The organism is Tabrizicola sp. T74 (genome assembly GCF_057219935.1).
This window is the reverse complement of the sequence record NZ_JBXVVT010000005.1, coordinates 204,598-223,211: the sequence shown is the minus strand read 5'-3', so window position 1 is coordinate 223,211 and position 18,614 is coordinate 204,598. Positions and strand designations below refer to the sequence as shown.

The window sequence follows — 18,614 nt, the reverse complement described above, 5'->3', positions numbered from 1 at the left end:
TCCTTGACCGGCCTTAGGGAACCCAGCGTTGGACGAACCGCACCAGGCGCTTCAACGTCGGGCTAGCAAACAGCTTCGGGCTAAAATAGGCACCGGCCGCGCGTTTGGAAACCTCTCCCAGCGTCGGGTAGGGGGCGACCATTCCGGCGATGGCGGACATCTTGAGCCGCGCCGAAATCGCAAGCGACCAAAGGCCGATCAACTCGCCCGCCTGGGGACCTGCGATGCTGGCACCGACGGGGCGCCCCTTGACCACCATGACCTTGATCAGGCCCTTGGTCTTGCCCTCGGTCTGCGCGCGGTCGTTGTGGCTGAACTCGGCCCGGACTACGGTCAGGGTATCGCCATGGGCGGCGCGGGCCTCGGCCTCGGTCAGGCCAACCTGCGCCAGTTCAGGATCAGAGTAGGTCGCGCGGGGCAGGGCACGCGGATCGGCCTTTGCGGGCAGGCCCAGGACGGCCTGACGAATGACGATACCTGCGTGCCAGGCGGCGACATGAGTGAACTGCAAGCCCCCGGCGGCATCGCCGATCGCATAGACCCGGCGGTTCGAGGATCGCAGCCGCGCATCCACGGTCACCCCTTTCGGCGTGTAGGCGACCCCCGCAGCTTCAAGGTTCATCCCGTCAAGCGCCACCTTGCGCCCGACTGCAATCAGCAGGTGCGAGCCCATGATCTGCTGCCCGTCCCCCAGCGTGACCTCAACCGCCCCCGCCTGCCCGGCAAACCGCACGACCGGCTGGCCTTCGACAAGGCGGATCCCCTCGGACTGCAGGGCATCGATCACCACGGACGCAAGCTCCGGGTCCTCGCGGCCCAGGACCTTTGCGCCTTCGATCACCGTGACCTCGCAGCCCAGCCGCCGATGCGCCTGCGCCATCTCGACGCCGATGGGGCCACCGCCGATGACGATCAGATGCTGGGGCCGCTCGCGCTGGTCGAAGATCGTCTCGTTCGTCAGGTAGGGGACCGTATCGACCCCCTGGATCGGCGGGACCAGCGCGTGGGACCCGGTGGCGATCACGAAGCGGCGGGCGCGGACAATCGTATCGCCCGCCTGAACCTCGCGCGGGCCGGTAAAGCGGGCGAAGGCGCGGATCACGGTGCAGCCAAGGCCTTCGAACCTTTCCTGGCTGTCGACGGGGGCGATCTCTTCGATTACCGCGCGCACGTAGTCCTTGACCGCGCCGAAGTCGACCTGCGGATCCACCGCCGACACCCCGCGGAAGCCCCGCCGCTGTGCTTCGGCCGCCTTCGCCGCGGCGATCAGCGCCTTCGACGGCACGCAACCGGTGTTCAGGCAGTCGCCCCCCATTTCGTTCGCTTCGATCAGGACGACCCGCGTGCCCATCTGCACGGCCCCGGCGGCCAGTGAAAGCCCCCCCGACCCGGCCCCGATCACGCAGATGTCCGTATCGATCCGCTGCATTCAGCGCGCTCCCTTGACGGCCCGCAGGAGGATCGGCAGTGCCGCAAGGGCAGCAAGGCCCAACAGCGGCAACAGGACGGGCGGGGTGAAGATGATGCCAAGATCGGGGGCCTCGCCGCGGGCGAAGACCTCGCCCAGGCCTGCCCCGACCGACGTGAAGACCAAGGCCCCGGGGATGATCCCCAGATAGGTCGAGACGGCGAACCGGTTGAGGCTCGTGCCGACAAAGGCCGGGATTAGGTTGGCGATGAAGAAGGGCACCAGAGGCACCAGTCGCATCAGGAACAGGACCGACCATTCGTTCTCGCGCAGCGCCGATTGCAGTCGGGCCGCCTTTCCACCTGCGGCATTGACCTTCCGCGACAAAGCCTCGCCAAAGCCGCTGCGCGCGGCCAGGAAAACCAGGATTGCACCGGTTCCTGCGCAAAGAACGTTGTAAAGCACGCCCGGGAACAGCCCGAACAGGAAGCCGCCGGTCAGCGTGGCGATGGTTCCCCCGGGAAGGCTGAGGGCGACGATGGCGACATAGGCGACCAGGAATGCCAGCAAGGCCCAAAGATAATGCGCATCACGGAAGGCCAGAAGTTCTTCGCGGTGTCGGGCGAGGGCTGCAAAGCTCAGCTCGTCGCGCAGCGCGACCGCGCCGATCAGCGCAGCGGCCAGAATCACCAGGATCGGCAGGCGACGCAGCCAGCTGCGGGAAAGGGCGGGGGACGGGGCCTTCTGCATGGCAAGACCATGGCCCAGGATCGCACCCGGCGACAGGGTTTTCACGCGGCCTTGATGCCGGGCGCACCCAAGGCGGGCCTGTTGAAACATTTCCCGGGGTCGCGCGGCGAAATGTTGCAGGAAATCCGCCCGGGCGACGTTGACTTGCGGCAAGTCCGACCGTAAAGGACGGGCTTCAAGTTACGGGCCCCCCCGAATCCGCTATGGAGTCCGATCGGGGTTTGGGTCAAGTCTGATGGAGAGCCGCGATGAAGCGCACCTTTCAACCGTCGAACCTGGTTCGCAAGCGCCGCCACGGCTTCCGTGCGCGCATGGCCACCAAGAACGGCCGTCTGGTCCTGGCTGCCCGCCGCGCCAAGGGCCGTCACAAGCTGACCGCCTGATCTTTCGCCCCCAGGGGCGTCGGTTTGCGAATGACACCGCCGGAGACCCAGGGCCAAGGCACCGCCGCCGAAGCGCCCGCAAGGTCTCCGGCGGTTTCGCTTTGCGTCATGGCCAAGCGGGCGGACTTCCTGAAGGCCGCCTCGGCCCGGCGGCAGGGCACGGGTGGGTTCCTCTTGCAGGCCCGCGACCGGGCGGACGGCGATCCGCAGACGCGCGTGGGCTTTACCGCCTCAAAGAAGATCGGCAATGCCGTCCTGCGCAACCGTGCCAAGCGCCGATTGCGGGCACTGGCGCGCGAGGTCCTTGCGCCTGACGCGAGGCCCGGTTGGGACTATGTTCTCGTGGCGCGGCCCGAGGCCACGGTTTCCCGCCCATATGCCGACCTTTGCGCCGATCTGCGGCAGGCTCTGGCGACCGTCCACCGGGGGCGGGCGTGACACCGCTGGCGCAAATCGTGGCGCTTCCGGTGCGGGCCTACCGGCTGCTTCTGTCGCCCTGGGTTGGCCACGGCTGCCGCTTCCAGCCTACCTGTTCCGCCTATGCGCTGGAGGCGCTGGAGCGGCATGGCGGGCTGAAGGGTGGCTATCTGATGGTCCATCGGATCTGCCGCTGTCATCCCTGGGGCGGGCATGGCTATGACCCGGTGCCGGGCGCTGACCCGGATCACGACGCGGGGCGGTAGGACTGGGGTCAAATTTCTTGAGTAAGAAATTTGTCAAAATCCTTACTTAAGGATTTTGGCTCTTACTCCATCGTCGCGATCAGGGCGCGCAGGGTTTCAATCCCTTCGCCCTTTTCGGAACTGGTCACCACGATCTCCGGGTAAGCGGCCGGGTGTTTCCCCAACGCGCCCTTGACCTGTTCGATCACCGCCTCGCGTTCGGTGCGATTGATCTTGTCGACCTTCGTCAGTACCGCCTGGAAAGTCACCGCGCTGCGGTCGAGGAGCGTCAGGATCTCCTCATCCACCGCCTTGACCCCATGCCGCGCGTCGATCAGCACGAAGGCCCGGCGCAGGGTCACCCGGCCCGACAGGTACTGCTTCAACAGCGCCTGCCATTTGGCGACCACGGCCACCGGGGCCTCGGCATAGCCATAGCCCGGCAGGTCGACGAGATAGCGCTCCTCACCCAAGGCGAAATAGTTGATTTCCTGCGTCCGGCCCGGGGTGTTCGAGGCCCGCGCGAGCGTCTTGCGGCCCGTCAACGCGTTGATCAGGCTGGATTTGCCCACGTTCGACCGCCCGGCAAAGCAGACCTCCAGCCGGTCGGCCGGGGGCAGGCCGGACATGGCCACGACGCCCTTCACGAATGTCACCGGGCCGGCGAACAACAGCCGTCCGGCCTCGCGCGCCTCGTCCTCGGGCTCGGGCGTCAGAGAGAAGGTCATCGCCATCAGCGCACCTCGTCCCCGACAGTGACCCTGCCACCCGCAATCACCCGGGCGAAGACCCCGAAATCGGTGTGGCCATAGCCTGCCTCAAGCGCGCCCATCGTATCGGCGTCCTGCACCCCGGTCATGGGGTTCGCCCCAGTCGCGCGGCAGCGGCCGATCGGTTCCTCGATACGCAGGCGGGCCTTGCCCACGGTGATCTCCTGCCCGATCTGGTCAAGCTCGCTCCAGGGTGCCCAGCCCTCGACCCAGATATTGCCACGGAAGCGGTGCGGCGACAGGTCCTGGCCCATGCGCGCCGAAAAGTCCGCTAGCGACGAGACCGAATTGATCGAGACCAGCGGCTGGTCCTGGTCGGTCAAGGCCTGGCCCAGCACGCGGATCACCCGGGCGGGTTCGGGGCGGTTTTCGGGCCAGAGCGGGCGCAGCCAGTCGATCAGCCGGGCCGCATCCGCAGGATCATCCGGGCGGAAGGTTTCGGTCGGGCGGCGCGGATGGCTGAGGGTGACCTCGCCCGCCGCAGGGTCCGAGGCGCAGGAGATCGCCATCAACTCTGCCGAACCCCAGCCGCGCAGGAACTGCAGCTTCGGCGCCCAGGTCGGTGGCTCGGTCAGCCGGGCGGCGGCGTGGGCCACGGCCCAGACCCGGTCAAAGGGAAACGCCGCACCCTCGGTCAACACGGCCTCGGCCACCGGCTCATAGCCCGCGGACTTGATCGGGTGGCGCACCAGTTGCGCGATGCGCGCCCCGTGCGCGGCGGTCACTTCTTCCCCTTCTTCGGCGCAGGTGCGGGCGGGGGCGGGGTCTTGGGCCCATTCGCCTTTGCCGCCACCTTCGCCGCCTTCGCCTCACGGATGTTGCCGAAGATGTCCGGCCGTTTGCCGTGGCTCCACATGATCAGGTACTGCTGGATGAAGGTGATCGTGTTGTTGGTGATCCAGTAGACCACCAGGCCCGAGGCGAACCCGCCCAGCATGAACATGAAGACCCAGGGCATCCATGCGAAGATCGAGGCCTGCACCGGGTCGGTCGGCGCCGGGTTCAGCTTCTGCTGCGCCCACATGGTGACGCCCAGCAGGATCGGCAGGATGCCGATGAAGATCAGGTGCAGGATCGATCCGGTCGCCGGGGCGTCCCAGGGCAAGAGGCCGAAGGCATTGAAGATCGACGACGGGTCGGGAGCCGACAGGTCCTTCAGCCAGCCAAAGAACGGCGCATGCCGCAGTTCGATGGTGACGAAGATCACCTTGTAGAGCGCGAAGAAGATCGGGATCTGGATCAGGATCGGCAGGCAGCCCGCGGCGGGGTTCACCTTCTTGTCCTTGTAAAGCTGCATCATCTCGCGCTGCATCTTCTGCCGGTCATCGCCCGCGCGTTCCTTCAACGCCTCCATCTCGGGCTGGAGTTCCTTCATCCGCGCCATCGAGACGTAGGACTTGTAGGCCAGAGGCAGAACCAGCGTCTTCAGCACGAAGGTCAGCGCGATGATCGCCCAGCCCATGTTGCCGATCAGCGCGTTCAGCCAGTGCAGGACGGCGAAGATGGGCTTCGTGAGGAAGAAGAACCAGCCCCAGTCGATGCTGTCGATGAAGCCCGGGATGCCGCCTTCATTCTCGTAAGCGCGGATTGTTGCCCATTCCTTGGCACCCGCGAAGAGGCGGATGGTCGAGACCGTCTCACCCCCGGCAGCAAGGCTGACTGCGGCCGGGCGCACGTCAGCCAGATACTCGTTGCGCGCAGGATCATACTTCAGAACCTGCTTGTAGGGCTGGCCCTGCTGCGGGATCAGAGTGGTCATCCAGTAGTGGTCGGTGAATCCGACCCAACCGTCCGTCGTGGCCTCGGTCACCTGCGCCGGCATGCCCTCTCCGGGAACGACTTCGAATTCGGTCAGGTCGACATAGTCGGTCTCGGTCAGCTCGCCATCAGCACGCTGTATTGCGCCCTCGTGGACCACAAAGATGTTCTGCAGCTTCGGCAAGCCCTGGCGGGCGATCAGGCCGTAGGGCTGCAAGGTCACCGCATTGGCCGAGCCGTTCTGGACACGGTCGGTCACGGTGAACATGAAGTCCTCGTCCACCGAGATCTCGCGGGTGAAGGTCAGGCCCTTGGCATTGGTCCAGCCCAGCGTGACTGGCTGGCCCGGGGCAAGGGTGGTGCCGCCCGTCTGCTGCCATTCGGTCATCGGTCCGGGGACGTCGGCGGATTCAAGACCGGTGCCATGCGACCAGCCGAACAGCGCGAAGTAGGGCAGGGTCTCACCGGCGGGCGACAGCAGGCGGACAACTGGTGCGTCCGGTTCAATGGTCTCGCGGTAGCCCTTCAGCGACAGGTCGTCGATCCGGCCGCCAAGCAGCGAAATCGAGCCCTCAAGCTTCGGCGTGTCTATCGCCAGGCGCGGCGCTTCGGGAACCGGTTCGGCCTCGGACTGGGCGGCGGCGGTATCGGCGGTCGTCGCGGTGGCCGGGGCGTCGGCGGTGGTTGCCGCGGCATCGGTGGTCGCGGTCTGCACGGGCGGTTCGGGCGGTGGGAACAGCACGAACCAGATAAGCATCACCGCCGCGCTGAGAACCATCGCCAGGATCAGGTTCTTGTTGTTCTGCTCTTCCATCTGCCCGCCACCATGCCGATCAACCGATCAGCGGTGCTTCAACGACAGCCCTAGGCAAAGGTCAAGCAGTTTCGCCCGGAAAGACCGGGCCAGCCGATCAATTCTGAAGGTTCCCGGGGCCAGGCGCGACCATGGGCCTCAGCCCTTGCGTTCCAGCCGGTAGCTGCCTTCGGGAAGGTTCAATGCCGCCGCCAGATCGCGCAGCTGGGTCATCGACAGGGTGATCCGCAGGACCTCGTCGGTCTGCGGGTCGGCCTGTTCGACCGTCACGCAATCCTCGAAGGCGTTGATGACGATGTCTTCCAGCAGGGGCAGGTCCTCGCCCTCATCGACCAGGGTGATGACGGTGGCGTCGAATTCGTGCTCGATGGTGAACATGGGGTGCAGGCTAACCGGGCCGGTCCGCTTCGGCAACCGGCAAAGCCCGGGATGACAGCTTGGTGAGCCGCCCTTTCCCTTCCCCGGCGATTTGCTACCCTTCCGCCATCCCGCCGAGGTTCCCGATGCGCAGTCCCCTGACACCCCTTCGATCCCTTGCCCTGGCGCTTGCGCTTGGCGGCTGCGTGGCCTCCTCCCCCGCCCCGCTTCCGGCCCCGGTCCCGCCAACGGAAGCGGCCGCTCCGGTCCAGCCGCCCCGGGTTGCGGCGGAAAACTTCCTGTCCGTGGTCGCCCGGGTCGAGCCGGTGGCCGAGGACTATTGCCGCAAGCAGAGCGTGGCGCGGAACTGCGACTTCCGCATCGTGGTCGATGACCGGCCCGGCCAGCCGCCGAACGCCTTCCAGACGCTCGACCGCGCCAAGCGTCCGGTGATCGGCTTTTCCTTGGCGCTGATCGCCGACGCCCGCAACGCGGACGAACTGGCCTTCGTGTTGGGGCATGAGGCCGCGCACCATATACGTGGCCACATCCCCAAGCGGCAGGACCAGGCCTTGTCGGGGGCACTGCTGGCCGGTGTTCTGGCCCAGGCCAGCGGACTGTCGCCCGAAGAAGTGCGCGCCGCTCAGAACATCGGGGCCGAAGTCGCGGCGCGCAGCTATTCCCGCGAGTTCGAACTGGAAGCCGACGCGCTGGGCGCCGAGATCGCCTTTCTGGCCGGTTATGACCCGGTGAAGGGCAGCGGCTTCTTCGACCGGCTGCCCGACCCGGGCGACCGGTTCCTGGGCAGCCACCCCCCGAACGCCGAACGCAAGGCCCTGGTCGTCGCCACGACCCGCCGCCTGCGCGGCCTTTGATCTGCGTCAAGGCATCCGGGCCCTGGGACGCGCAGCATGGCACCAGAACCGGAGGTGTCGGCAATGATCGGGTATCCAGAAGCGCCCAAGGCCTGGTGGCTGACGCGCGGCATGGCACGGATTTCCGGGGTCAACCTGCCGCGCGCGGTGGTCGAAGGCTGGCTGCAACGCGAGGAGTTGGAAGAGCTGATTGCCCGCTGTGCCGCCTGCGGCAAGGGCGACCGCTGCGAAAGCTGGTTGGGGCAATCGGGCGCGGCCAATGCCATGCCCGACTTCTGCCCGAACAAGGCCGGGATCGAGGCACTGGGCTGACCCCGCGCCCTCTGGCCCCGGACAGCGCGGTCCTCTAGCATCGCTCCATGATCGTCCTGGAAGACCTGATCCGTGACCGTGGCTCGCGCTATGCTGCGGCCATCGGGACCGTGCATAGCAAGGCCGAGATCGACGCCTTCCTGGCCACGCTCTGCCAGCGCCGCAAGTTCGCCAAGGCCACGCATCATTCCTGGGCGGCTGTCCTGGCGGACGGTGGCCCCTTGAAGAATGACGATGGCGAGGCCGGCGCGGGGGCGGTGATCCTGAAGATGCTGGAGCGCGAGGCCGTGGCGGACCGCATCGTCGTCGTCACCCGCTGGTATGGCGGCGTGCAACTGGGCGGCGACCGATTTGCCCATATCGTGACCTGCACCCGCGCAGCCTTTGCCGCCGCGCGCTCCTGAACCGCTTGGCGCGGGGCTGCGGCGGGTCTAGCTTGGCCCGAAACGGGGGGAGGGACATATGCGCGACATGCTGCGGGCCGAGGGACGGCGGCTGGCCAATACGGTGATCTGGTCTTTGGAGGGTTTTCGCGCCGCCTGGTCCACGGAAAAGACCCTGCGGCAGTGGACCCTGGCCAATGTCCTCTCCGCCGCACTGGCGTTCTCGCTTGACCTGTCGCCGGCTGAACGCGCGTTGATCCTGGCGCTGGGGCTCTTGGTGCTGGCGGCGGAACTGATCAACACGGCGATCGAGGAAGTGGTCGACCACATCTCACCCGGCCCTGACCCTCGCGCGAAGAAGGCCAAGGACTGCGGCTCGGCCTGCGTGGCGCTGGCGGCAATCGCAGCGGGGGTGGCCTGGGTGGTGGTCTTGGTGGGGTAGTCAGGGCAGCGGCTGGACCTCGACGATGTCGTACAACAAATCCTCGACCGGCGTTTCGCGTTCGTGCGCGCAGGCCCCGCGCTTGGCGATCTTTCCGTACAGCGAGAATTCCTGACCGCTGTCCGACGGTGCACTCCAGACCGATTCCAGCAGGCAGGTTTCCTCTCCCCATTCGTGATCCGCGCAGATCGCGTCCACCAGGCGGACAGCGCGGACGTAGGGGCAGTGATAGACCGCATCCAGGTCGGCGTCCGAATAGGCGGGTGCTGTGCCAGCCGCCATCCGTTCCCGCAGCGCGGCAAGCCGCTCTTGCACCTCGATGACGATCCGGCCGACCTGGCGTTCCTGGTAATTCGCATAGACGGCGGCGTTGGTCAGCAGGTCCATCGCCCAGCGGTCCGCCGCCAGCGGGTCGGGAGCGGGCGACTGTATGTGGTCGACCGCGAACTGAAGCACTGCACTGTCGCGGGGGACAAGGACCAGCAACTGCCTTGCCCGCCGATCCAGCTCTTCCGCCTGGCGCTGCAACAGCGCCTCCAGTTGCTGCGCCGCGTCCTGACGTTCGGCCTCGGTCGGGTTGAGGTTGTATAGAACCTGGTAGGACAGGAAATCGGCCTCGATCTGGTACAGGTCGATCAGGTCCTTCAACGGGCCGAGGCCGCCCGGATCGCGGTCCGCGGCCGTGTTGGCAGCTGCAAGGTCCCGCGCCAGCATTGCCTCAAAACCCGCCTTGTCCGGCAGGGGCCCGGACTTCAGCAGTTCCGGAGTCCAGGCCAGCGCGAGGACCGTCGACATCCGACCCTCGGCCGTGAACCGCGCCACAAGGGGTTCGACGCCTTCATAGGGCAGGACATGCTCGCGGGCCAACTCCAGGGCCTCATACTCCAGGTGCGGCTCTCCGGCCTTGGGCGCAAGGATGGTGATTGCCCAGTCCCGGGTGGCGCCAGCAAGATCGGCGCGAATGACGGCCTGGGCGAAACAGGTATCCGCGTCGAAATCGGCGACATCGGTCACGGTGCCGGCGAAATAGGCGCAAAGCGCCTGCATGAGCTCTTCGGACCCGCCCCATTTGGCTGGCAGGGCGGCAGCCGTCAGCACCAGACTGTGCTGGTTCGGCTCCAACGCCATGATCCGTTCCAGCTCGGCAATGGCATCATCGCTGCGCCCGGCGCTTCGGTTGATCAGGATCACCGCATCGGACGCCGGAAGATAGCGCGGGTCCAGTTCCGAGGCCTTCCTGGCCAAGGCAATCGCTTCAAGAAAGCGACCCTGCGCTTCCTCCAGCAAGGGGGGATAGGTATGCCGGCGAATGCGCTCTCCCCGGACCTGAAAACCCTCGCGGTAGACCGACCAGGCCCGCGCGGTCAGCGCCACCGGATTGTCGGGATCGGCCTCGACCCAATCCTTGGTAAAGGTGCGCAAATCTTCGTGGCTGCCGCCCAGCATCCACATCATGTCACGCCGCTGTCGCGCCGTGTCTGCCGCCGCAATGATCGCTTCGGCCTGCGCCTTGTCACCCGCCTGCGCGGCAGCAAAGAGGTCGTCCATCGGATCGGCAAGGGCAGGGACGACGGTAGCAAAGCAAACAAGGAACACAGAAAGCAGCCTGGACAATTCGATACCCTTGAATGCGAACGGTGAGGGCGGATTTCAGCCATAGCGATAGTGCGTGATCCCGGATGAAATGGAAGGGGCATTTTGCCGAGGGCCGTCTCCTTGGGGGATGACACCCTGTCACTTGCCGCGTGAGTGGCGGTGGGGCAGGGAACAATCGTGGGGCCGCGGAGTTCTTTCGAAACCCCAACCAGAAAGAGGCCACCATGCAAGACGCATCCTTTGCTGACCGCGCCACCACGTCCACTTCGGGCAGCGCGACCCCCTGCACCATGGTCTCCAACTCGGACGTGAACGGAACCGAGGTGTACAGCCGCTCCGGCAACTACCTGGGCGAGATCGACCATCTGCTGATCGACAAGCAGTCCGGTCAGATCGCCTATGCGGTGATGAGCTTTGGCGGCTTCCTAGGGCTTGGCGCCAAACACCATCCGGTGCCGTGGAAGAAGCGCAGCTACGACACCAATCGGGGCGGCTTCGTCATCAACATCACCCAGGAACAGCTGACCGGCGCGCCCGAATGGGGTGACAACTGGTACGAAGACCGCGACTACCGGCGCCGCAACTACGACTATTGCGGCGTGTCGCGCTACTGGCTGTGACACAGGGTGTCGGCAAGGGCGTTCACGGCAGCACTGCCCAACCGGACTGCGACCATTGATAGAGTCTGTCCGATCCGGGATAGGGATGCGCGGCCACCGCCTCGCGGCTGTAGCCTTCCAGCATGTCACGCCCCTCCTGGTCAGCGGCCGATGCCGCCAAGAGCTCGCCGCGTGCCGGACAGGCCGCAACGATGCCTCCGCGTTCTTCGGCCAAGGTGCTCCAGACTTCGGGCAGAAGCATGAGGCTGCATTCGTAAAAGCCGTCAAGCAGCACGCCCGCCACCCAGGGCGCCGCCGAGTAGTCCTGAACCACGAGGTCCGCCGCCCGCTTGCGCAGGTTCGTGCGGGCCTGGTCCCGCAGGAAGGCCGCGTCCAACCCGCTGTCCAAGATCATCTTCTCTGTCACATAGGCCACCGAGCTTGGGGCATCCAGAACCAGGTATTCGGATAGACCGGGGGCAATCTCGACGGTCCAGAGATCCATTTCGGATGCAGCTGGCGCCCGCGCCAACTCGCTTGACGTGACCACAGGCAAGATGAACTGCACCGAGGCTTCACTAAGGTCTGACGAAGACGTCATTGCTGCCGAGACCTGCGACACGAAATCCACGATTGCGGCATCCTGCGCGGCCATGTCGTCCAGGGTGCCCAGCGTCCGGTCCAGGTTGTCGGGCGACAGCGCATATTCGGTGCCGTCCGACGTGGTGACGATCAAGAGCAGCTCACTGCGGTTGATGGATGCCGAGACCACACCCGGAAGGTCAACCGCGGCCTTGCGCATCCGCTCCAGGGTGGCAAGCGGTTCGGCCAAAAGAGGTGTGACCGGCAGAAGGATAGTCATCAAGGCAACCAGCGCGCGGCCATGCCTTGCCTTGGCCCTGGGGTTTGGCGCGAACAGATCATTCCGGTGATCCTGCGTCACAGATCATCCTCCCCCGACATACCCGACCTGTCTGTGACGATCGCGCGCTTTGCAATGCGCCGTCACTGTCGCGCCCTACAAGCCCAGGTCGATCTCTTCGTACCGCAGGCTGTCGATCGGGGCCGTGCGCTCAACCTCGCAGACACCGCGCGCCTCTGCCTTCCGGATTACGCTTTCGGGACCAGAGAATTCCTCTTCAAACGACAGGCCGACTTGCTGGAAGCACAGGATAAGGTCTTCGTCGGCCGCTTTGCAGGCGGCTTCCAGGTGTCTCAGCGCGCGAATGTAAGGGCAGTCAAAGGCCTTGGTCAGGACCGCATCGTCGTAGGTCTGCGCCTTGCCGGCGGCACTCTTCCGCTCCAGCTTGGACCGGTCGAACTTGATGCCGATTACCATATCATTCAGGACAAAATGGCGATAGTTCGAGTACAGCACTGCATTGGAGTAAAGCCCCTGCCGCCACAGCGCGCTTTCCAGCGGGTCCGGGAGGTGATCGTGCAGTCGTGTCGCCGCAAAGAGCAGCGCGTCGCGGTTCCGTGGCAGGGCCTTGATCAGCTTAAGGGTCCGCGCCTTCACGTCGTCATCATACTCGCGCGCCCGCAGCATCACCACCGTGTGCTTCTCCACGATGTCATCAGGCGGGGGGATCTGGTAGTAGCCTGCCGCGCGCAACTCCAGGGTCGTTGCAAGGCGATAAAGCTCGGCCAGCCGGGAAATGGTCTTCGGGTCGCCGGGGTCGCGATCCGCGGCCACCTTGGCTGCGGCAAGATCCCGCTGCAAGGCGGCCTGCACGGCTTCGACATCGGTCAAGGGGTCTTTGCCCGGTTCGTACGGCTGGTACACGATTTCGGGTCGGCCCGAAAGCGCGACGTCGACCGTCAAGCGGTCTTCGGCGATCAGCCGGGCCCTAAGCCGATCCGCCGCCTCTGGCGCCAGGTGGTTCCGGGCCGCGGCCATTAGAACGGTTTCCTCCATCAGCGGCTCGTCCACATACTTGCCGATCTGCCCGTAGGCCCACTCCAACTGATCTTCGCAGCAGTTGCTTGACCTGTAGATCGCCTCGATCACGCACATTTCCGACGTATAGCCGGTCGCGTCCGGCAGCTTTTCGGCATAGGTGTCGCAGAGGTCGGTTTTGACCCCGATCCGCCCCAACCAGTCCTTGCGGACCGAGGTTGCAGAAATGACAAGACTGTGCCGGTTTGGGGTAGTTTCCAGAATGCGGATACCTTCTGCGTTGCTGCGAGCCATGTTGTCAGACACCTCGCCAATGATATTCACCGCGTCCGAGGCGGGCAGATAGGTCGGATCGGCTGCAAGGGCCCGTTCGGCAAGGGCAAAGGATTCGCGCAGCATCGGCCACGCTTGCCTCAGCGATGCTGGCCAGCTGTGCTGGTTCGAATCCACGCCCCGGATCAGAAAGGCCTCCCGGTACAGCGACCAGGCCCGCGCGGTCAGCGCCATTGCGTTCTCCGGCTCGGCCTCGGCCCAGGCCCGCGTGAAATCGCGCAGGTCAGGGTGACTGCCGCCCAGCATCCGCATCATGTTGCGCTGCAATTTCGGGCTGTCCGCCGCCTTAAAGATCTCCTCGACGCGCGCCGCGTCATCTGCCAAGGCGGCGCTGAACAGGTCGTCCATCGGATCGGCCAGGGCAGGGATGGCAAGGGAAAGGTACAGAACGACTGTGGACAGAAACCGGGGCAACTTCGACACCTGTGAATGAGAACCGCGCAAGGTGATTCAACCTTTGGCGATTGTGCCCGATTTGCCGTGAAAAGGAAGCAAGATCGCGCCTCAGGCCAGTCGGCCCCAGAGGTCGTATTCCCCGGCTTCATCCACCTCGACCTTTACGATGTCCCCGGGCTGCAGACCCTCGAACCCCTCGTCGATGAACAGGTTCCCGTCGATCTCGGGTGCGTCGGCCTTGGTGCGGCAGGTGGCGCCGTCTTCGTCCACCTCGTCGACGATCACCTCCAGCACTTTTCCAACCTTGGCGGCCAGTTTCGCCTCGGAAATGGCCTGGGCCTTTTCCATAAAGCGATCAAACCGCTCCTGCTTCACTTCCGGAGCCACGTGGTCCGGCAACTCGTTCGACCGCGCCCCGGCGACGTTTTCGTACTGGAAGCAGCCGACCCGATCCAGCTGCGCCTCGTCCAGCCAGTCGAGCAGCGTCTGGAACTCCGCCTCGGTCTCGCCAGGATAGCCCACGATGAAGGTCGACCGCAGGGTCAGGTCGGGGCAAACCGCGCGCCAGGCGGCGATCTCGTCCAGCGTCTTCGCTGCCGCCGCCGGGCGGGCCATGCGTTTCAGCGTGTCGGGATGGGCGTGCTGGAAGGGGATGTCGAGATAGGGCAGCACAAGCCCCTCGGCCATCAGCGGGATCAGGTCACGGACATGCGGGTAGGGGTAGACGTAGTGGAGCCGCACCCAGGCCCCCAGTTTCCCCATCTCGCGCGCGAGGTCGGTGATGTGGGCGCGCACCTCGCCGCCCTTCCAGGGTGACAGGTCGTGCTTGCGGTCGACTCCATAGGCCGAGGTGTCCTGGGAGATGACCAAAAGCTCGCGAACCCCCGCCTCGACCAGCTTTTCCGCCTCACGAAGCACGGCGTGGGCGGGGCGGCTGACCAGACGACCCCGCATGTCCGGGATGATGCAGAACTTGCACTTGTGGTTACAGCCCTCGGAAATCTTCAGATAGCTGTAGTGCCGGGGCGTCAGCGAAACCCCGGTCGCGGGCAGAAGGTCGATGAACGGATCGGGCGCGGGCGGCACGGCCGCATGCACCGCGTCCAGCACGCTTTCGTACTGGTGCGGGCCCGTCACCGCCAGCACCTTCGGATGCGCCCCGGTGATGTACTCCGGCTCCGCCCCAAGGCAGCCCGTCACGATCACCCGGCCATTTTCCTGCAGCGCCTCACCGATGGCCTCCAGGCTTTCCGCCTTGGCGCTGTCCAGGAAACCGCAGGTGTTGACGATCACCGCGTCTGCGCCCTTGTAATCCGGGCTGATGGCATAACCTTCCGCCCGCAGCCGCGTCAGGATGCGTTCAGAATCGACCAGCGCCTTGGGGCAGCCCAAGGAGACCATGCCGATGGTCGGCTGGCCCTCGCGCCTCGTGTCGGGGACAAGGGCGCGGGCAAGGTCGGGGCGAAGGAGCGGCGGGTTCTCGGACATGGGGCGCCCTATACCGCGCCACGCGGGTTCAGGAAAGCCCAAGGCGCTCTCGGCCAATTGATGCCAGTCGGGCCGCCCTGACTTGGCAACCCGGCGCAGCGGGGCATAAACTTCGGCAAAACAAGAAAATCTCCGAGGAGCTGAGCATGCGCTGGATCGTCCGGGTCGGGATCGCTTTGGCAGTTGTGGTCGTGCTGGCCTTCGGCATGCTGGCCGTCGTTCCCTCGGAACGCATCGCTCAGGCGGTGTCGGGTCAGTTCGAGGCGATGACCGGCCGCAAGCTTGAGGTGCTGGGCGAGATCAAGCCCCGGCTCTGGCCCAGCCTTGGCGTCACCACCGGTCCGGTCAGCATCGCCAATGCCGATTGGGCGGAAAGCGGTCAGCCCCTGTTCCGGGCCGAGGGACTATCGATCGACGTCAATCTTGGTGCGCTCATCGGCGGAGACGTCCGGATTCTGGGGCTGACGGCGGACCGGCCGGAAATCCACCTGGAACGCGCGGCGGACGGGCAGGCGAACTGGGTCTTTTCGGCCAGTGACACAGGCGAGGCCGGCGGGGCAGGTGCGGTGCCGCCACCGGCAACCGGCTTCACGCTGGACCAGGGGTCGATCACCGGCGGGCGGCTGCAATACGACGACCGGCAATCGGGCCGTTCCATCGCGCTGGACGAGATCGACGCGACCCTGGCCATCCCCGATTTCTCGGGCCCCTTCACCCTGACGGGAACCGCCCTGTCCGGTGGGCAAGAGGTGGCGCTTGATCTGGCAGGAGAGGTCTTTTCCGCCTTCGCCATGGGCCGGGTCGTGCCGCTGAAGGCCAGCCTCGTGGCCGGGGGGACCAAGCTCGGCTTTGAAGGGCGCGGCGGCTATGCGCCCCTTGCGGCCGAGGGCGCGCTGGTTGCTGACCTGTCCGACCTTCCGGCGCTGGGGTCCCTGCTGGGCACCGATCTCTCCCGACCGAACCCGGGGCTGGGCCATGATACCTTGCAGGTCAGCGGGCAACTGACTCTGGACGGCACCGGCGCCGCTTTCCTGCGTGGGGCCGAGATCATTGCGGACGCCAACCGGATCAAGGGCGACCTGGACCTGACCCCGGGCGAGGCGCGACCGAAGCTCAAGGCTCAGTTGGCTGCCGGGGCGATCACCATCGGCACCGGCCCCGATGGCGACATGGGCGGGGGCGAGGTCGGGGGCATGCAGGCCGAAGGTTGGCCCGAGGGCGCGATCGATGTCAGCGCGCTGGGCGTAATGGATGCCGAAATCGCCCTGGCAGCGCCTTCGGTCGATCTGGGTGTCCTCAAGCTCGGACAGACCCGGGTACTGATCACCGTGGATCGCGCCCGCGCCGTGACCGAAATCCGCGAAATGCAGGCCTATGGCGGCCAGATCAGCGGCGATTTTGTTGTGAACGGTCGTGGGGGCCTGTCAGTCGGGGGCCGCCTGACCCTTGCCGGCCTGCAGACCGAGCCGCTGTTCACCGATCTTGCCGGCTGGGACCGCCTGGTGTCGACCGGTGACTTCCAGGTCGAGTTTCTGGGCGTCGGCAACTCTATCGCCGCGATCATGAAAAGCCTGAAAGGCCAGGGCGACCTGGAGCTTGGCAAGGGTGAACTGCGCGGGCTCGACATCGGCGGCATGCTGCAGACCCTGGATCCTGGCTATGTCGGCGAGGGGCAGAAGACGATCTTCGACGGGCTGGCCGGGACGTTCAGCATCGCGAGTGGAGTGCTGTCGAACAGCGACCTGAAGCTGGTGGCGCCCTATGTCACCGCATCGGGCGCGGGCGAGATCGGGCTGGGGGACCGGACGCTGAACTACCGGCTGCGGCCCACGGCGCTGGCAAATGCTGACGGGACGGGCGGGGTGATGGTGCCTTTGCTGATCACCGGACCCTGGGCCAAGCCGCGTTTCAGGCTGGACCTCGAATCCATCGCGCGTGAGAAGATGGAGGCCGAAGCCAAGGCCGCCGCCGCCCGGCTTGAGGAAGAGGCCAAGGCCGCCGAGGCTGCCGCCAAGGCCGAACTCCAGCAGCGTCTGGAGGAGGAACTCGGGGTCGAGGTCGCGCCCGAGGAGTCACTGGAAGATGCCGCGAAACGGGGCGCGCAGGACGCGCTGGAGGATGAGGCCCGCAAGGCGCTGGAGGATATCCTCGGCGGCAACTGACCCCCGGCGCGGATTGCTTTGTGACGGGCACAAGTCTTCCCGTTGAAGCCGCCCGCAACCCGTGCTGAGACTGCAGCGGGCGGTAGGGGGAAGCAGCGGATGCGGGTCTTCATCAACGGGTTCGGGCGGATCGGGCGGTCGGTGCTGCGGGCCTATCTCCTGTCTCCGTCGAAGTGGCCGGGCCTGGAGATCGTCGGAATCAACGACATCGCGGCGGCCGAGATGTGCGCCTACCTGTTCGAGTACGACTCGGTGTTCGGGCCGTGGAAGGGTCAGGTCGCGCTCGAGGGTGGAGCGTTGGTCGTCGATGGTCGGCGGCTGCCGCTGCATCGGACGGCGGATCTGTCGACCCTCGATCTGGCTGGAGTCGACCTGGTGATGGAGTGCACCGGCCGGGCCGAGGCGCGAGAAGTGGCCGAGCGGGGGCTGCGGGCGGGGGCATCCCGCGTGCTGATTTCGGGGCCGTCGGGCGCGGCGGATGTGACGGTGGTGCTGGGGGCAAATGACGGGGTGCTGGCGGGGCAGCGGATCGTTTCGAACGCGTCCTGCACGACGAACGCTCTGGCCCCGCTGGCGCGGCTGATCAACGAGAGGTGGGGGATCATCGCGGGGTCGATGACGACGGTCCACTGCTATACCGGCAGCCAGCCGACGGTGGATGCGCCCGCAGCGGACTATCCGAGAAGCCGGGCTGCGGCCTTGTCGATGGTGCCGACCACGACCTCGGCCGCGCGGCTGCTGGACGGTGTGCTGCCCGAGATCGCGGGGCGGGTCGTCGCCCAGGCGGTGCGGGTGCCGGTGGCCTCTGTCTCCTGCGTGGATTTCCATTTGGTCACCGAAAAGCGGCCCTCGGTGGAGGAGGTCAATGCGGCCTTCCGGGCGGCGGGCGGGGTCATCGGGGCGACGGACCGGCCGCTGGTTTCCACCGACCTGCGGGCGCGGGCGGAGAGCGTGGTGATGGCCTGTCCGGAGACGAAGGTGTCCCAGGGCGGGATGCTGCGGGTCTTCGGCTGGTACGACAACGAGTGGGGATTCTCGAACCGGATGCTGGATATGGGCCTCCGGATGGGATGAGTGTCCACGGTGGACAAACGCTGAGACGCGTTTGATTCCAATAACTTGGTCGCGGACGTTAGGGATTTGGAAAGGTTTGCTTTTCCACGCTTCCGGGCGGCTCGTCGGGGACTTCGCTCCTCCTCGCTGGGGCGGCTCGTCGTCGACTTCGT

General features: G+C 66.1%; 20 protein-coding genes. 10 read left to right on the top strand and 10 right to left on the bottom strand.

Annotated elements, in window-relative coordinates:
* Nucleotides 1–13: 13 nt before the first annotated feature.
* Entirely contained in the window at nucleotides 14–1,429 is a 1,416-nt protein-coding gene (locus AC2EAL_RS15925) for a dihydrolipoyl dehydrogenase family protein (RefSeq protein WP_484725224.1), read from the bottom strand.
* A complete protein-coding gene (locus tag AC2EAL_RS15920; protein WP_484725435.1) occupies nucleotides 1,430–2,158 on the bottom strand; it encodes a TVP38/TMEM64 family protein in 729 nt (242 codons plus the stop codon).
* Between the two features lie 248 nt (nucleotides 2,159–2,406).
* Here AC2EAL_RS15920 and rpmH point away from each other — a divergent pair, with 248 nt between their 5' ends.
* The 3 genes from rpmH to yidD are packed head-to-tail and all read left to right on the top strand — an operon-like array spanning nucleotide 2,407 to nucleotide 3,224.
* A complete protein-coding gene (gene rpmH, locus AC2EAL_RS15915) occupies nucleotides 2,407–2,541 on the top strand; it encodes a 50S ribosomal protein L34 (RefSeq protein WP_103259146.1) in 135 nt (44 codons plus the stop codon).
* Between the two features lie 30 nt (nucleotides 2,542–2,571).
* The gene (gene rnpA / locus AC2EAL_RS15910) at nucleotides 2,572–2,979 is read left to right on the top strand and encodes a ribonuclease P protein component (RefSeq protein WP_484725223.1); all 408 of its coding nucleotides are present in this window, start codon (nucleotides 2,572–2,574) and stop codon (nucleotides 2,977–2,979) included.
* Nucleotides 2,976–3,224, top strand: coding sequence for a membrane protein insertion efficiency factor YidD (gene yidD / locus AC2EAL_RS15905; RefSeq protein WP_484725222.1), 249 nt, complete (start codon nucleotides 2,976–2,978; stop codon nucleotides 3,222–3,224). Before rnpA ends, yidD begins: the two co-directional genes overlap by 4 nt.
* 62 nt (nucleotides 3,225–3,286) lie before the next feature.
* Here the strand turns inward: yidD and yihA are convergent, their stop codons facing one another.
* From yihA to AC2EAL_RS15885, 4 genes are all read right to left on the bottom strand, one after another.
* Complete coding sequence (gene yihA / locus AC2EAL_RS15900; RefSeq protein WP_484725221.1) at nucleotides 3,287–3,937, bottom strand: ribosome biogenesis GTP-binding protein YihA/YsxC; 651 nt, start codon at nucleotides 3,935–3,937, stop codon at nucleotides 3,287–3,289.
* On the bottom strand, nucleotides 3,937–4,698 hold the full coding sequence (locus tag AC2EAL_RS15895; RefSeq protein ID WP_484725220.1) for an MOSC domain-containing protein: 762 nt from the start codon (nucleotides 4,696–4,698) through the stop codon (nucleotides 3,937–3,939). Before AC2EAL_RS15895 ends, yihA begins: the two co-directional genes overlap by 1 nt.
* Nucleotides 4,695–6,545: a membrane protein insertase YidC gene (yidC, locus tag AC2EAL_RS15890; protein ID WP_484725219.1), complete on the bottom strand. Its 1,851-nt coding sequence runs from the start codon at nucleotides 6,543–6,545 to the stop codon at nucleotides 4,695–4,697. Before yidC ends, AC2EAL_RS15895 begins: the two co-directional genes overlap by 4 nt.
* Before the next feature lie 138 nt (nucleotides 6,546–6,683).
* Nucleotides 6,684–6,923 carry a hypothetical protein gene (locus AC2EAL_RS15885; RefSeq protein WP_484725218.1) on the bottom strand — a complete coding sequence of 80 codons (240 nt, stop codon included), beginning with the start codon at nucleotides 6,921–6,923 and terminating at the stop codon, nucleotides 6,684–6,686.
* Between the two features lie 125 nt (nucleotides 6,924–7,048).
* Here AC2EAL_RS15885 and AC2EAL_RS15880 point away from each other — a divergent pair, with 125 nt between their 5' ends.
* The 4 genes from AC2EAL_RS15880 to AC2EAL_RS15865 are packed head-to-tail and all read left to right on the top strand — an operon-like array spanning nucleotide 7,049 to nucleotide 8,914.
* Entirely contained in the window at nucleotides 7,049–7,777 is a 729-nt protein-coding gene (locus AC2EAL_RS15880; RefSeq protein WP_484725217.1) for a M48 family metallopeptidase, read from the top strand.
* Between the two features lie 36 nt (nucleotides 7,778–7,813).
* Entirely contained in the window at nucleotides 7,814–8,089 is a 276-nt protein-coding gene (locus tag AC2EAL_RS15875; RefSeq protein WP_484725216.1) for a DUF6455 family protein, read from the top strand.
* Nucleotides 8,090–8,136: 47 nt separating this feature from the next.
* Nucleotides 8,137–8,493: a YigZ family protein gene (locus AC2EAL_RS15870; RefSeq protein WP_484725215.1), complete on the top strand. Its 357-nt coding sequence runs from the start codon at nucleotides 8,137–8,139 to the stop codon at nucleotides 8,491–8,493.
* Between the two features lie 58 nt (nucleotides 8,494–8,551).
* Complete coding sequence (locus tag AC2EAL_RS15865; RefSeq protein ID WP_484725214.1) at nucleotides 8,552–8,914, top strand: diacylglycerol kinase; 363 nt, start codon at nucleotides 8,552–8,554, stop codon at nucleotides 8,912–8,914.
* Here AC2EAL_RS15865 and AC2EAL_RS15860 read toward each other — a convergent pair whose 3' ends face one another.
* On the bottom strand, nucleotides 8,915–10,462 hold the full coding sequence (locus AC2EAL_RS15860; RefSeq protein ID WP_484725213.1) for a tetratricopeptide repeat protein: 1,548 nt from the start codon (nucleotides 10,460–10,462) through the stop codon (nucleotides 8,915–8,917).
* Nucleotides 10,463–10,734: 272 nt separating this feature from the next.
* Between AC2EAL_RS15860 and AC2EAL_RS15855 the strand changes: the two genes are divergently transcribed.
* Complete coding sequence (locus AC2EAL_RS15855) at nucleotides 10,735–11,130, top strand: PRC-barrel domain-containing protein (protein WP_484725212.1); 396 nt, start codon at nucleotides 10,735–10,737, stop codon at nucleotides 11,128–11,130.
* Between the two features lie 22 nt (nucleotides 11,131–11,152).
* On the opposite strand, the gene AC2EAL_RS15850 is transcribed toward AC2EAL_RS15855, so the two are convergent.
* From AC2EAL_RS15850 to rimO, 3 genes are all read right to left on the bottom strand, one after another.
* Nucleotides 11,153–11,971 carry a DUF1444 domain-containing protein gene (locus AC2EAL_RS15850; protein ID WP_484725211.1) on the bottom strand — a complete coding sequence of 273 codons (819 nt, stop codon included), beginning with the start codon at nucleotides 11,969–11,971 and terminating at the stop codon, nucleotides 11,153–11,155.
* Nucleotides 11,972–12,127: 156 nt separating this feature from the next.
* A complete protein-coding gene (locus AC2EAL_RS15845) occupies nucleotides 12,128–13,690 on the bottom strand; it encodes a hypothetical protein (protein ID WP_484725210.1) in 1,563 nt (520 codons plus the stop codon).
* Between the two features lie 156 nt (nucleotides 13,691–13,846).
* A complete protein-coding gene (gene rimO / locus AC2EAL_RS15840) occupies nucleotides 13,847–15,226 on the bottom strand; it encodes a 30S ribosomal protein S12 methylthiotransferase RimO (protein ID WP_484725209.1) in 1,380 nt (459 codons plus the stop codon).
* A 146-nt stretch (nucleotides 15,227–15,372) separates the two neighbouring features.
* Between rimO and AC2EAL_RS15835 the strand changes: the two genes are divergently transcribed.
* Both AC2EAL_RS15835 and AC2EAL_RS15830 read left to right on the top strand, forming a co-directional pair.
* The gene (locus AC2EAL_RS15835; RefSeq protein ID WP_484725208.1) at nucleotides 15,373–17,388 is read left to right on the top strand and encodes an AsmA family protein; all 2,016 of its coding nucleotides are present in this window, start codon (nucleotides 15,373–15,375) and stop codon (nucleotides 17,386–17,388) included.
* A 99-nt stretch (nucleotides 17,389–17,487) separates the two neighbouring features.
* On the top strand, nucleotides 17,488–18,462 hold the full coding sequence (locus AC2EAL_RS15830; RefSeq protein ID WP_484725207.1) for a type I glyceraldehyde-3-phosphate dehydrogenase: 975 nt from the start codon (nucleotides 17,488–17,490) through the stop codon (nucleotides 18,460–18,462).
* The last annotated feature ends 152 nt before the right edge of the window (nucleotides 18,463–18,614 follow it).